This is a genomic window from Chitinophaga sp. GbtcB8, from assembly GCF_019091455.1.
GTDB lineage: Bacteria > Bacteroidota > Bacteroidia > Chitinophagales > Chitinophagaceae > Chitinophaga.
In genome coordinates, this window is record NZ_JAGXJN010000044.1 from 53,841 (window position 1) to 68,322 (window position 14,482).

General features: G+C 47.4%; 11 protein-coding genes. 2 read left to right on the forward strand and 9 right to left on the reverse strand.

The window, feature by feature from the left end; genetic code table 11:
* Positions 1-48: 48 nt before the first annotated feature.
* From KVT36_RS27530 to purD, 6 genes are all read right to left on the reverse strand, one after another.
* Positions 49-555, reverse strand: coding sequence for a transcription termination/antitermination protein NusG (locus KVT36_RS27530; RefSeq protein ID WP_217606658.1), 507 nt, complete (start codon positions 553-555; stop codon positions 49-51).
* Positions 556-1,391: 836 nt separating this feature from the next.
* A complete protein-coding gene (gene mrdA, locus KVT36_RS27535) occupies positions 1,392-3,344 on the reverse strand; it encodes a penicillin-binding protein 2 (RefSeq protein ID WP_217606659.1) in 1,953 nt (650 codons plus the stop codon).
* 114 nt (positions 3,345-3,458) lie between these two features.
* Positions 3,459-3,968 carry a rod shape-determining protein MreD gene (locus KVT36_RS27540; protein WP_217606660.1) on the reverse strand — a complete coding sequence of 170 codons (510 nt, stop codon included), beginning with the start codon at positions 3,966-3,968 and terminating at the stop codon, positions 3,459-3,461.
* On the reverse strand, positions 3,965-4,867 hold the full coding sequence (mreC, locus tag KVT36_RS27545) for a rod shape-determining protein MreC (RefSeq protein ID WP_217606661.1): 903 nt from the start codon (positions 4,865-4,867) through the stop codon (positions 3,965-3,967). Before mreC ends, KVT36_RS27540 begins: the two co-directional genes overlap by 4 nt.
* Positions 4,868-4,985: 118 nt before the next feature.
* Complete coding sequence (locus tag KVT36_RS27550; RefSeq protein ID WP_217606662.1) at positions 4,986-6,008, reverse strand: rod shape-determining protein; 1,023 nt, start codon at positions 6,006-6,008, stop codon at positions 4,986-4,988.
* A 253-nt stretch (positions 6,009-6,261) separates the two neighbouring features.
* Positions 6,262-7,539 (reverse strand): phosphoribosylamine--glycine ligase, encoded by a 1,278-nt coding sequence (purD, locus tag KVT36_RS27555; protein ID WP_217606663.1) that lies wholly within the window; start codon positions 7,537-7,539, stop codon positions 6,262-6,264.
* Between the two features lie 192 nt (positions 7,540-7,731).
* On the opposite strand from purD, the gene KVT36_RS27560 reads away from it, so the two are divergent.
* Positions 7,732-9,408: a peptide MFS transporter gene (locus tag KVT36_RS27560; RefSeq protein ID WP_217606664.1), complete on the forward strand. Its 1,677-nt coding sequence runs from the start codon at positions 7,732-7,734 to the stop codon at positions 9,406-9,408.
* Positions 9,409-9,445: 37 nt separating this feature from the next.
* A complete protein-coding gene (locus KVT36_RS27565) occupies positions 9,446-11,512 on the forward strand; it encodes an OPT family oligopeptide transporter (RefSeq protein ID WP_217606665.1) in 2,067 nt (688 codons plus the stop codon).
* A gap of 229 nt (positions 11,513-11,741) precedes the next feature.
* Here the strand turns inward: KVT36_RS27565 and KVT36_RS27570 are convergent, their stop codons facing one another.
* From KVT36_RS27570 to KVT36_RS27580, 3 genes are all read right to left on the reverse strand, one after another.
* Positions 11,742-13,079 (reverse strand): DUF2231 domain-containing protein, encoded by a 1,338-nt coding sequence (locus tag KVT36_RS27570; protein WP_217606666.1) that lies wholly within the window; start codon positions 13,077-13,079, stop codon positions 11,742-11,744.
* On the reverse strand, positions 13,079-14,188 hold the full coding sequence (locus tag KVT36_RS27575; RefSeq protein WP_217606667.1) for a 6-bladed beta-propeller: 1,110 nt from the start codon (positions 14,186-14,188) through the stop codon (positions 13,079-13,081). The genes KVT36_RS27570 and KVT36_RS27575 overlap by 1 nt, the downstream gene beginning before the upstream one ends.
* Positions 14,189-14,243: 55 nt before the next feature.
* The coding region (locus tag KVT36_RS27580; RefSeq protein ID WP_217606668.1) for a DUF1501 domain-containing protein at positions 14,244-14,482 on the reverse strand (239 nt) is incomplete at its 5' end.

Genomic DNA, 14,482 nt, shown 5'->3' on the forward strand with positions numbered 1-14,482 from the left:
CCGCTGCATTTAATTCGTAATTCGTAATTGACAATTCGTAATTAAAGTCTAAACGCCTATTAGCTGGGCTACCGGTAACTCTACCAGTATATTACGTTTGAGCAAATTAATTCTGATGATCAGCATTTCCTTATTCTTATGCTGTACCATTTCCCCCTGCAGGCCGGCAAAGGCGCCCTCTGCGATGATAAGCATCTGCCCCGGCTGGAATTCGATGGAAGATACTTCCAACGCTTCTCCTGAGCCCACTACCAGGCGAAGGTCGTTCACTACCGCATCAGCAACGAGGGCAATCTTACCGCCAAATTTCACATAGCCAACCACACCATCGGCATTTAATCCCGTAAAATAATCCTGGGAATTTTGAAGATAGATGAATAGATAAGAGGGGAAGAGCGGTTCATACAATGTTTTAACCCGGTCACTCCACTGGCGTAGAGTTTTAACGACTGGCAGGTAATGTGTCACATTCATTTCCAGGAGCTGTCTGGATATCTTTTTCTCTTGTCGCGGCAGGGTATACAAAAGATACCACCCTTTCCTGAAGTCAGTCATGGTTAAAGAGGATTTATGATAGGAATTAAATAATAAGGTTAACTGCACAAAGTGGCAGATATTAAATGAATAGCCGGTTAACGGTACGGTTTAGATATACCTTTTTTTATGTCTTGCAGAACTCCGTTAAATGCAGATATACTAATAAAGCTATCTGCAGCAATACAAAGCACTTATCCCGATAAAATGGTGGATCTTATCAGGCAGGGTTTTCGACAAAATAAAAGGTGTGGTAAAAAAATGTATGTTGATGTAATTGATGGTTAAGAACAGGCTATAAGGATACCCCTTACCTAACTCTAAAGGACAGAGCTATCGCTAAGGCAACCCACATTTATTGTCTAAAATTAATGGATTAATAATGGTTACTTTTTAATAGGAGTTAAAACAATAAAGCTGGCTATTTTAAACTAAGGTGATCCCAACATCTAAAATTATATTTCCATTTGCCTTCTGCAAAAATTAATTGAAAAAATATTAATGATTATTCAGGCTTAAATATGACACTCTTTAATGTTGCGTTTAACTCGGGGATTAAAAATAGAATAATTTTTGTAACCCGAAAAAAAAATCAGCAGGTGATTATTATTATGTTATCGTTTCCTTTGCATAACCTTTACCAGTAAGCGTTTGAAAGACTCTTATACTTTAAGATTATATTTAAACTATAGAAATAATTCTAATCCGTTCCGTAATCCCGCTGTGCTTTTCCATAAAATGCCAACGTTATATTTACGGCAGCTTCCGCTTCGGAAGCGTTGTAAAATAAATTTATGAAAAGAAAAGAAAAAGTGGTGTTAAAAAACAAGGTTGTATGAGATTGAATACCGGTTCTTTTAATTACGGAAATACGCGCTGAGTATTTGCTCTGCTGTCATCCGCGCCGTAGCTCCGTTGAGGGAATCCAGCTTCGACTTCGCACGGATCACAGGATCCATGGTAATATAATCAAGCATGGTTTTCATTACGGGTTTTTTCTTGATAGAGATAGTATCTTTAAGATACTTCTCAATCATAAGTCCGGCAATAGGCGCAGCATAGGTTCCACCATAACCGGAGTTCTCTACCAGTACGGTGATCGCAATTTTAGGATTATCACGGGGTGCAAAAGCCACGAAGAACGCATGGTTCTTCAGCTTGGTGAGCTTGCCGTTTACAATAGCATTGTTCTCTGCCGTACCGGTTTTACCGCAAACGACCACTCCCTCTACCTGTGCGTTACGCCCGGTGCCGCTTTCCACCACATCTTCCATACCGTATATTACAGACCGGTAGCTGCTATCTGATACATTTGCCACCACGTGTTTCTCTTTATATTTCTTCAGCAGGTCTGTATTATCATTGTCAATGCTTGAAACAAAATGCGGCAGGTAATAGTAACCATGATTGGCAATAATACACATCGCATTTGCCATCTGCAAAGGAGTTACCGATACGGCTCCCTGTCCCATACCTACATAGAGCTCGGTACAGGAGTTCCATTGTCCCCGGTAGCGTTTATTCATACCTATGGTGTCAATAGCATAACCCGGATATTCTCCCGGGATATCAACACCCAGGCGGTGCCCCAGCCCAAAGGAGCTCATGTACTCATACCAGCGTTGGTGGCCTTTTTTTACACTGCCCCATTTCCGGGAGTCTACTGCCAACCGGTACAGGTTTACGAAATACGAGTTACAGGAGTGGGAGATCGCCAGCCGGAGATTGGCGGCATGGCCCGGCTCACTGTGCTCACAGGCAATACGCCCGCAGGCAAGATAAGCCCCACGGCAGGGGTAGCCAAAGCTGGGAGTAATGATCCCTTCATCCAGCGCTACCAGCGCTGTTAATGGTTTCATGGAAGAGCCTGGCGGATAAGTACCCTGCATGGCACGGTTGAACAAAGGCTTGGTTGTATCAACAAAAAGTTTACTGAAGTTCCTGGTACGATAGGAGCCTGACAGCAGGTTCGGATCAAACGTAGGGCTGCTTACCATGGCCAGTATGCCGCCGGTTTGCGGATCAATGGCCACTACACTGCCTATTTTATTACGCATCAGCCTTTCACCTAATACCTGCAGGTCTATATCCAGCGACAGGCGCAGGTTTTTCCCGGCAATAGCCGCTGTATCAAACTCCCCTTTTTCATATGCACCCTGCGGGCGGTTCAGGTTATCTTTTACCAGGTATTGGATGCCACGCTGGCCCATCAGCACACTTTCATAATTTTTTTCCAGGCCGGTCATACCCAGGTAATCACCCATCTGGTAAGCGCTGTAGGCTTGCTTAGCCAGCAGCTGCGGGGAAATTTCACCAATATAACCCAGTATGTTAGCCGCGGCGGAGTAAGGGTAAGAGCGGATCTGCCGTTGCACCAGCTCAAAGCCGGGCTGGAACAGGTACATGCTTTCCTGCAGGCGGCCAAATATTTCCGGGGGTAATAACGGCGCAAATACAGACTGGCGTACGCGCCCGTTCTTTACGATGGCGTTTACAATACGTTTCCTGAATTCTGTATTATCTATCTGTAATATCTGGCATAGGTACGCGGTATCTATTTTTTTAACACTGGCAGGGGTTACCACCAGGTCATACATCACATCATTACGCAGCACGCTGCGGTTCTGCCGGTCAAAGATAATGCCCCTGCTGGGGTACACCACTTTGCGCAGTACGGCGTTGGCATCCGCAAGCTTGGAATATTTCTTTTCCACTACCTGCAAAAAGAACAACCTGGAAACGATGAGCAGCACCATTCCAAGTATGATCAACTGTATAACTCTTCTCCTGGGCTGATTATAAACGGACATCTAAGTAAGCGTGAAGTGCACAGATTAAATTACGAATTATTCAATTACAAATTACGAATGACAGACAAGTGATATTAAATTTTATCTCATTTTTAACAACTGCGTAATTCGTAATTATCTTTTAGAAAAGAACAGCAGCTCGTACAAGACAATCAATACCAGGCTGGCTATGCTGGAAAACACGATCTTCATCAGCAGGTATCCAAAGTTGCCAAAGCCAAACACCTCCAGGGTAAACAGCGCCATGTGATGCAGCACCACCAGTATGGATATGTAGGTCAGGAACTGGGATACACCCATACTGATCATGGAGGGGGTTTTCATATTGGTTTCAAAGCCTCCCTGGGGAGAAAGTATGTTAATGATAAACGGGCGCAGGTATGCCATAAACACACAGGCAAAAGCGTGTATGCCCATGGTGTTCATGAACATGTCCAGGCTAAGTCCCATGAGCAATCCCAGCAGCATAACGGCCGGGCGGGGAATGTTAAAGGGCAGCAGCAGAATAAACAACATATACATCTCCAGGCTTACCAGCTGGTGCACCAGGATCTTGTTCAGCACAAATACCTGTAACAACAGTAACAGCACAAAGCGGATGATATTTCGTAACAGGATACTCATTTTGTCAGGCTGTAGATTGAATCTTCCAATTGTTGTTGCTCGTCCTTCAACAGGTTATCGATCACGTACACGTATTGCAGGTTGTAAAAGTTGGTGGCCAGCTTCACGCGTATGCTGTAAGAGGTGCTGGACTTGTCTGATACAGAGATCTCGTCAATATAACCAACAGGTATGTTTTCCGGGAACAGGGAGGAAAAGCCGCTGGTAATAACCGTATCGCCCTTCTGCACCTTTACACTCCGGGGCACATCCCGCAAAATAGCATAACCGGGGTTGGCGCCATCCCAGTACACCGTACCGGTTTCCTTGCCTTTAATAAGGCGGGCGCTTACTCCAAAGTTGCTGGTGGCAGAGCCGGAGCTTTTTGCCAGCATAGACAGTACCACTGCATAATTATCACTTACGCTGCGCACCATCCCTACCACACCGGTAGGGCTTATAACGCCCATGTTAGGCCGTATGCCCTGCAGGCGGCCGCGGTGAATAGTAATGTAATTCACCGGCCGGTTCACGGAGTTGTTGATCACCTTTGCCTCGCGGTATAAATACCGGCGCATTTGCGTACCTACTACGCGGTGCATGGTATCATCACTGTAAAGGCGGATGGTATCTGTTACCACGCTGTTGCTGGTAAGCATGCTGTCAAAGCTGGAGCGCAGCAGGTTATGCAGGCGTGCATTCTCTGACACCAGGCTATCATTGGTGGCTTTTAAATGAAAGTAGTATTGTACATTATTGTAGCGGTCGTACAGCTTACCGCTTACATTGTTGGCAGAGTTGAGGTAGGCGGTTTTCTGAAAGTTATTATTCCGGAATACCAGCACAATACAAATCACTTCCAGCAGCAGAAATAAAAAGAAGTTGAAGTAACGCCTTAAGAAAATGATCAGATTACGCACCGTATATAATTTTCCAGATTCGGTCCATTTTTGAGCGAAAGGTATAATGTGAAACGTGAAGCGGGACAGGTGAAGGGCGTGCGAAATATACTCTTCACCTGTCCATATTCACAAAAAGCTATTGCATCAGGAACGGATATTTACCAACATGCTTTAACGCTATGCCGGTACCTCTTACCACTGCGCGCAGCGGATCATCTGCTACATGCACGGGTAATTTGATCTTCTGGGTCAAACGTTTATCCAACCCACGCAGCAATGCGCCGCCACCGGTCAGGTATAAACCCCTGCGGTAAATATCGGAAGCCAGCTCTGGCGGCGTTGTTTCCAGCGCCTTCAGGATTGCTTCTTCTATTTTAAAAATTGATTTGTCTAATGCTTCTGCAATTTCCTGGTAAGAGACCATGATCTGCTTGGGGATACCGGTTACCAGGTCACGCCCGTTCACGGGAATATCATCCGGCGGATTATCCAGCTCCTTCAGGGCAGAACCTATCTGGATCTTGATCTGCTCAGCGGTTCTTTCACCGATCAGCAGGCTATGGTAGCGGCGCAGCGCTTCCATGATATCTGCCGTGAACTCATCACCGGCAATACGGATACTCTGGTCGCAAACGATACCGGCCAGGGCTATTACAGATATACCGGTGGTACCACCGCCTATGTCAATGATCATGTTACCCACCGGCTCTTCCACATCAATGCCAATACCCAGGGCGGCTGCCATGGGTTCATGAATGAGGAATACCTCTTTGGCGCCCGCCTGTTCGGCAGAGTCACGTACGGCACGTTTCTCCACTTCCGTAATACTGGAAGGGATACAGATGACCATGCGCCAGCTGGGGGAGAATAATGGTTTTTTGGGATAAACCAGTTTAATCATTTCACGGAGCATTCCTTCTGCCGCGTTAAAGTCCGCAATCACACCGTCTCTAAGGGGACGTATGGTACGCAGGTACTCATGCGTTTTCTCGTGCATCATCATGGCCTTTTTACCTACAGCCACAATTTTGCCGCTTGCTCTCTCTATTGCCACAATGGAAGGTTCATCCACCACTACCTGGTCATTGTGTATGATCAGCGTGTTCGCTGTGCCAAGGTCTATCGCTATTTCCTGCGTTAAAAAGTTAAAAAATCCCATTGTTTGATACGGTCAAATATTAGAGTGCAAAAATGATTAATTCCAACGAATATACGATGCAAAAATTGGATGTTAGAGCAATATACACTTAAATATTAAAAAATCTTATTTATTGTAGAGCGTGCATTGCTAACAGTTGCTCCAAGGACTGATCCGGTATAACGTTGTAAGCCTTGAAAAATTGTCTGAGTAATTAAAAATCAGTTGTCTACATCCGTGCTATCGTATCATTATATGACGTCTGGTGGCCTTATTACATAAATTCAAATCCAATATCGTGGCGATAATACTTCCCTTCAAACTGAATGGTACCGGCTGTTTGCCTGGATAGTGCCAGTGCTTCCCCTAAGCTGTTGGCTAAGGATGTAACCGTTAGTACCCGTCCTCCGTTCGTTAGCAGCTGCCCGTTGCTTTCTTTAGTACCGGCGTGGAATACCAGCTGGCCGGGCTGTTGCGCCGGCAAGTTAGTGATCACTTTTCCTTTTTCATAATCTTCCGGGTAGCCTTTTGAAACTAACATCACCGTAGCAGCGGCACGGGCATCTTCCTGTATGGCCTGTGCAGCCAAAGTGCCTTCGGGTACGGCTTTGAACAGCACTACCAGGTCGTTCTGCAAACGGGGCATCACTACTTCCGTTTCCGGATCGCCCATGCGGCAGTTGTACTCTATCACATAGGGATGGCCGCCTACATTGATCAATCCAAAGAAAATGAAACCATGGTATACAATACCTTCTGCGGCCAAACCGGCCACTGTAGGCTTTATGATCAGGGTTTCCACCTTTTGCATAAACTCCTTATCTGCAAAAGGTACGGGCGATACAGCGCCCATGCCCCCGGGGTTTAAACCGGTATCGCCTTCACCAATGCGCTTATAGTCTTTGGCAGTAGGCAGCAGCTGGTAGCTATGCCCGTCTGTGATCACGAATACGGAACACTCAATACCGGTAAGGAACTGCTCTACCACCACGCGTTTGCTGGCATCGCCAAACTTGGCGGCTTTGATCATATGAGTGAATTCGGCAATGGCCTCCTCCGCAGAATCTACGATCACCACACCTTTGCCCGCTGCCAGCCCATCGGCTTTTATTACTATGGGCAGGCTATGCTGCTGCAGGTAGGCTACGCCTTCTGCATAGGTTTCTTCAGTAAACTCCCGGTAAGCAGCGGTAGGTATGTTATGCCTTAACATGAACTGTTTGGCAAAAGCCTTGCTGCCTTCCAGCTGGGCGCCCAGCTGTGAAGGGCCTATTACGGGTATGTGCTGTAAAGCAGCATCTGCCTTAAAGTAGTCATAGATACCTTTTACCAGCGGTTCTTCAGAACCCGGTATCACCATATTTATCTGCTGCTGCAGGCAAAAGGCTTTCAGCTCATCCAGCGCGCTCACGGCAATGTTCACGTTCTGCCCAAATTGCGCAGTACCGGCATTTCCCGGCGCAATGAACAATTGCCCGCATAAAGGGCTTTGTGCTATTTTCCAGGCCAGGGCATGTTCCCGGCCACCGCTACCTAGTAATAATATCTTCATATTGGATTGCAGACCTGTAGATTTTCCGGGAAATAATAGTTCCCAAAATTTTTGCAAAGAAAGGTCAAAAATTAACCAAACACACCATTTTTTTATGCAGAACCCTGAATTTCTTTATCTTGCCGCTTTACAATTCTATTACACAAACAACAAGACAACCAAAACCTGACCTTTATGAGTCAACCTGCGGTTATGCAAGAACCTGTTATTCCTACTACCACTACACGAAAAGGACACCCGAAAGGGCTGGCAGTTTTATTCTCTGCTGAAATGTGGGAAAGGTTTACTTTCTATGGCAACAGGGCCCTGCTCACACTTTTCCTGGTAAGCGCGCTGAATTTTACACAAGAAGATTCCTCTATTATATATGGCGGTTTTTTAGGCATGGGCTGGTTAACGGCCATTCTGGGCGGTTTTATAGCAGACCGTTACCTGGGTAACCGTACCTGTATACTTATAGGGGGCCTCACCATGTCGTTAGGACAGTTATTCATGTTCGGCAGTGGTATCCTGTATGCAACAGACCTGCCTACTGCCCGGATGGTAATGTGGGCCGGCCTGGTAATACTTATACTGGGTAATGGTTTTTTTAAACCAAACATTTCCTCTATGGTGGGCCAGCTGTATCCTAAAAATGATAACCGCCTGGACTCTGCCTTCACCATTTTTTATATGGGTATTAACCTGGGCGCTTTGCTGGGTATTACCATTTGTCCCATACTGGGCGATATTAAACATGCAGACGGTACCCGCGATGTAACCGCTTTTAAATGGGGGTTCCTGGCTGCCAGCATAGCCATGCTGGTAGGCACTGTTATGTTCTATTTCCTGAAAGATAAATTTGTAGTAAGCCCGGAAGGCAAGCCTGTGGGTACCAAACCCAAAAAGCAGCATGAAATGGAGGGCGAGGCTGCCCAGGCGCAGTTCAGCACCCAGGCCGTTATTATTACCATAATAGCGCTGCTGGTACTGGTATCTGCTTTTCACTGGCTGGTGGGCGTAAACGTGCTGTATGCATTTATTTACAGTACCGGTATAGCCCTGGCGGGATTAATACTAAGCGATAAATCCCTTAACGGTGTAGAAAGACAGCGCATCATTGTTATATACATCGTATCGTTCTTCGTGATCTTCTTCTGGGCTTGTTTTGAACAAGCCGGCTCCTCCCTCACCTTTGTGGCTGATCAGCAGACAGACCGTCACCTCTTTGGCTGGAATATGCCGCCCAGCCTCATACAAAATGCACAATCCCTTACCTTAATTATACTGGCCCTGCCTTTCAGCTGGCTGTGGCTGAAGCTGCAAAAGGTTAAAATGGATCCCGTTGCCCCGGTAAAACAGGCCATGGGCCTTTTCCTGCTGGCTGTAGGATATTATGTTATTGCCATGCAGGTGAAAAACCTGGGTAATGAAAAAATGGGCGTGATCTGGCTGATCGTATTATACACCTTCCACACCGTGGGCGAGTTGAGTGTATCACCCATCGGGCTTTCCCTGGTATCCAAGCTGGCGCCGCACCGTTTTACCTCCCTGCTTATGGGCGTATTCTTTTTATCCAATGCCTCCGGTTATGCACTAGCCGGCACTTTGGGCACCCTGTTACCGCCTACCGGTGAAAAATTTGACATAGCTGCTAAGAACAATATTGACCTGCAGGGCATCCTGAACGGTACCGTTGCCGTTACCAGCCAGTTAAAGGAACAGCTTTTAACACTAAAGCTGCCATCAGCTTACCCGCAGTTTGCCGGTTTTACCATTCATAACCTGTATGAGTTCTTCATGCTCTTTGCCATACTGCCCGGGGTAGCTGCCATCCTGCTATTCCTGCTCTCCGGCTTCCTGAAGAAATGGATGAATGGAGTGAGGTAATCACATCAGCACATTAAACATACACCATCAATAAATCATGGCAGATACTAACTTTAAACCCTTTGTTGCTCCTGACGTAAAGATGAAGGAGCTTACAGTCAAGTCCATTGTACTGGGCTGTATTTTTGGTATTATTTTCGGCGCCGCTACTGTGTACCTTGCGCTCAAAGCAGGTTTGACCGTTACGGCATCCATCCCCATCGCGGTAATTGCCATTACCCTGGGCCGGAAATTTTTTAAGACCACCATCCTGGAAAACAACATTATTCAAACCACGGGGTCCGCCGGTGAAACCATTGCAGGTGGCGTGGCTTTTACCCTGCCGGGATTTCTGTTCCTGTCGCTCCCCAGCAGCGCCAATTACTTTGATTACATCACCATTTTCATCCTGGCCATTTTTGGAGGTATCCTGGGTACGCTCATGATGATCCCCCTACGGCGCTCCCTCATCGTAAAGGAACATGGCACCCTGCCTTACCCGGAAGGTACCGCCTGCGGCGATGTGCTGATAGCCGGTGAAAAAGGCGGAGAGTTTGCTAAAACAGCTTTTTACGGCTTAGGCTTTGCTTTCGTGTATGCTATCCTGCAAAAGATCCTGCATGTTATTGCGGAAACCCCTTTTTATATGACCAAACAGGTAAACCGGTTTTTGCCTTCCGCACGCGTAAGTGCGGATATAACACCGGAATACCTGGGCATAGGTTATATCATAGGCCCGCGCATTGGCGGCGTACTGGTAGGCGGCGGCGTACTGGCCTGGCTGGCCATTATCCCCTTACTGGCCACCCTGGTACCGGCAGATGCTATTGCGACCCAGCTGGTGAAGCTGGGCTACCTGGCCAGCCTTACCACACCGGGCGGACAAGGCGGCTGGGACCCTGCCACCCATACTTTTGCCAACTACTCCTCTGCTATTTATTATGCCTATGTACGGCAAATAGCTGCAGGTACAGTGGCAGCCGGTGGTTTCATTACGCTTATCAAAACCATTCCTACCATTGTTTCTTCTTTTAAAGGCAGCATCAGCTCTCTTAGCCGCGATGGAGTGGAAGCAAACAAAGGGGATGTACCGCGCACGGAAAGGGATCTTAATATTAAAATAGTAGCCATTGGCAGCATACTGCTGGTATTACTCATGGCTTTCCTGCCGCAGCTACCCGGTGATTCCGTTGGTCAGAAATTACTGATAGGCTTACTGGTAGTGATCTTTGGCGCGTTCTTCGTAACAGTGTCCAGCCGTATTGTGGGTTTGATCGGTACTTCCAACAATCCTATTTCCGGTATGACCATTGCCACCCTTATGGCTACCTGCCTGGTGTTTATTGCCATAGGCTGGAGCGGTAAGGCGTATGAGCCTATGGCGCTGGTAGTAGGGGGCATGATCTGTATTGCAGCGGCTAACGCCGGCGGTACTTCTCAGGATCTGAAATCCGGCTACATTGTAGGCGCTACCCCTAAATACCAGCAGATAGCATTGTTTATTGGCGCTATTGTTTCCTCTATTATTATTGGTTTAACAATAAAATTCCTGGACAAGCCTACAACAGATATGATCGCTAAAGGTATGGCGCCTGATGCGCATGCTATTGGCAGCCTTTACTTCCCGGCGCCGCAAAGTACGCTCATGGCTACCCTGATCAAAGGGATCCAGTCATCCAGCCTGGATTGGCAGTATGTAGTGGTAGGCGTGTTCCTGGCTATTACCATGGAATTGTGCGGTATTAAATCCTTATCTTTTGCTATTGGTGCATACCTGCCGTTGTCTACTACCCTGCCTATCTTTTTGGGTAGCGCTATCCGCGGCGTAGTAGATCATCAGAAGAAAAAGAAGAACATCCACGTATCTGCAGAAGAAGAGGAATTAGGTAAAGGCAACCTGTTTGCTACCGGCCTGGTAGCAGGTGGCGCAGTTGCGGGTGTATTGATAGCAGTGTTATCCGGCATGAATGCTACGGGCCCCTTAATGGCCCGCCTGAACCTGGAAGAGGGCATGAGCCATGCTTTGGGCCAGGGCGGTTATTATGTGCTGGCAGTTGCGTTCTTTGCCTTAATGGGGTGGATCCTTTACCGCATTGCCAGACAGCAGCAGAAAATAGAGTTATAGATTTTCCCTACACGCGTATATTTTCAACATAAAGCGGCTGTGTCAGCGATGACGCAGCCGCTTTTTTTACTGCCTTTTTAGCTAACCTTTCTTTTTTGCAGATCCAACGCCGGACCTGCAAAAATAAAGGCAGTACTTCTGGCTGAGTACCGGACACCTTACACGAAAAAAGGCCGCCTCAACTTACGCTGAAACGGCCGGCCGGCTTTAAAATGCACTATCAGTTATTTTAATCCGCAGTTTGCGGCGCTGCTGTTTTCCAGCTATATACCCTTTTAACGCCCTGCGTTTTTTCCAGCTTGTTCACGCACACGGCGCTGATCCTGGTTTCATTCAGGTTCACGGCTTCCAGGTGTTTTAAGGCAGCTAAATGATCGCTGATACCATCTGCGATCGGGTTCTTCTCCAAACGCAGCTTTTCCAGGTTCGTTAGCTGGCCCAGGAAAGCCAGGTCCGTATCGGAAAAGTTGTTATCAGACAGGTTCAGCCAAATGATGTTCTTCCCCACTTTTGCCAGGTCACCTTTTATATCAGCAATGCTTTTGCCGGAGCCAGCGGGCAATGTTACATCCAGCATGGCGGGGTGCTGTAACATAATGCGTACCGTCAGGCCCTTGCGGCGCAGGTTTTCTACCAGCCCCATATCCACAGCAACAGGTATATCAGGATTAATGTGTTGTTCAATACCGGCCTCATTTTCTTCTTCCGGCGCAGCAGCGCCGCCTAAGCCTAGCCAGGCTGCTACCTTCGGTTTTATAGCAGCATTATCTTTCAAAACCGCTATTTGCGCGCCTTCTGCGGCCATAGCTTTTTCTATCCACCAGTGAATGATCTCCACCTCTCTTTTTGCCAGCGGCGGTTTACCATCTGCCGGCATAAATTTTTCATGGGCAGGGTCCATGGTGATACGTTTATACAATTCACTTTCATCCGGTTTGCCGGCTACTACTGCAGGGCCGTTCTTACCTCCTTTCAGCAGGCTTTTTAAGTTCTGTACAGAGAGGTTGCCCTTTAACTTACCGGGCTGGTGGCATTGTCCGCACTTCTTTACCAGCATGGGCTGCACCACATCTTCATAGATCATGGCCTGCTCCACGCTGGTGGGTTTGGGTCTTTCCCGGTATGCTAATACGGCCATGCTCAGGTAATCGCTGCCATGTGTAAGGTTGCCGCCCTGGTGGCCGGCATATCCCATTAAACCAAACAGCCCTACCAGCAATGCTGAAAAGAGTGTAGGCGTTACCGTGTATACAGCCTTGAAACGTTGAGTAGTGAGCAGGAACAGCAAGCCTGCAATCACTGCCAGGCCAATGCCCGCCAGCTTATGATGGCTTAAGGTAGTACGGTCATAATCCCCGCTTAAAGAAAGCATATACCCAAACACACAGGCCAGCAGCGCCATTACAAAACCAGCCAGCAGCGTAAGCGGTACAGCGCTGCGCAGGTGCGCATACTGTTTGGTATATCCCAATATATCAAACAGCACCGCCAGCAGCAGAAAACCAATGGGCAGGTGCACTATCAGCGGATGCAGCCTGCCCGCAAAAGTGAAAATATTCAATAACATTAAACGCGTGTTAATTTAACGGGTGGCGTGTGGTTAGCATTCCACTGGCACAGGTACAGGTTCTTTTCATCATCCACACATACATCATGCCCGTGGTTGAAAACCGGCGTTGGCGCCTGGAAGGTTTGCTGTAACACACCGTTTTTATACACCGGCGCAGTGCCACCCGGGTTGGATATTACTTTGTTATCCGCATCCAGTATGGTCAGGAAGCCGGAGTTATTAAACCGTTCGCCTGTTTTTGCATCTTTTGACCAGCATACACCGGCATATAATTCCTTTTCATTCATCACGGCGCGGCACACATACATGCCCGGCATATCTACCTGTTTAATGAACTTGCCATCCAGCGTAAATATTTTAAAACAATTTTCTTCGCGCGATGTGCAAACGAGTGTTGGATTATTCTTATCCCGCAGGTCCACAGATACGCCGTGGGCATTTACCAGGTTATGCGCTTTGTTGGCATTGTGATGGCCTCCAAAATGCCGGATGTACTGGCCTTTGCTGTTGTATTGAATAATGTAGTCAGAGCCGTAACCATCTGCCACATAAATATCACCGTTAGGCGCTACTGCTGTTTCAGTGGGCTTAAACATTTCATCATCCTTATAAACACCAATGGTGCGCGGGTGGCCAATGGAAAATATTAAGCGCCCGGTCAGATCTGTTTTTACTACCTGTCCGGCCTGTCCTTTATTGGAGCCGTCCCGGTCCTGGTACCAGCCGCAATCTGTGATCAGCAAAAATTCTTCGCCGCCTTCCTGTGAAAGCGTAAGGCCATGCCCGCCCGGAAATCCGTGGCCCCAGTAATCCAGCAGCTTGCCGGACTTATCAAAGATCAGCACATTGTTGTGCGTACTATCGCCCAGCATGATCAGGCGTCCTTTGCTGTCCTGCACCATTTCATGGCAGTTCATCAGCGGTGTGTTGTTCACGCTGATCTTGGCCCAGTTCTTATCTACCTTGTAGGTGTATTGTCCGTGGCCCACAATGGTTTCATCCGGGGCTTTGTCCTTATGCAGGATGTTAAAACCATGTACCGGTTTGGTAGCGGCCAGTGCTGATACCATTGCTGTGTTGCGGATAAAATTTCTTCTTGAAGTCATGTGGAATTAGCAGCTTTTTTTTATGATGACGATATTGTTAACGCTTTTCTTCCTGCTAAGATAATATGCCTTTCACAATCTTTCCCTCTACATCCGTTAGCCGGAAACGCCTGCCCTGGAATTTGTAGGTCAGCCGTTCATGATCAATCCCCATAAGGTACAACAAAGTTGCCTGGAAGTCATGTACATGAACCGGGTCTTTAACAATATTATAACTGAAGTCATCCGTTTCTCCGTAGCTCAGGCCGGCCTTCACGCCTGCTCCGGACATCCACATGGTAAAGCAGCGCGGGT

Coding starts and splice junctions, on each gene's coding strand:
- KVT36_RS27530 (WP_217606658.1), bottom strand. CDS start 555: ATGACTGACTTCAGGAAAGGGTGGTATCTTTTGTATACCCTGCCGCGA.
- mrdA (WP_217606659.1), bottom strand. CDS start 3,344: ATGTCCGTTTATAATCAGCCCAGGAGAAGAGTTATACAGTTGATCATA.
- KVT36_RS27540 (WP_217606660.1), bottom strand. CDS start 3,968: ATGAGTATCCTGTTACGAAATATCATCCGCTTTGTGCTGTTACTGTTG.
- KVT36_RS27550 (WP_217606662.1), bottom strand. CDS start 6,008: ATGGGATTTTTTAACTTTTTAACGCAGGAAATAGCGATAGACCTTGGC.
- purD (WP_217606663.1), bottom strand. CDS start 7,539: ATGAAGATATTATTACTAGGTAGCGGTGGCCGGGAACATGCCCTGGCC.
- KVT36_RS27560 (WP_217606664.1), top strand. CDS start 7,732: ATGCAAGAACCTGTTATTCCTACTACCACTACACGAAAAGGACACCCG.
- KVT36_RS27565 (WP_217606665.1), top strand. CDS start 9,446: ATGGCAGATACTAACTTTAAACCCTTTGTTGCTCCTGACGTAAAGATG.
- KVT36_RS27570 (WP_217606666.1), bottom strand. CDS start 13,079: ATGTTATTGAATATTTTCACTTTTGCGGGCAGGCTGCATCCGCTGATA.
- KVT36_RS27575 (WP_217606667.1), bottom strand. CDS start 14,188: ATGACTTCAAGAAGAAATTTTATCCGCAACACAGCAATGGTATCAGCA.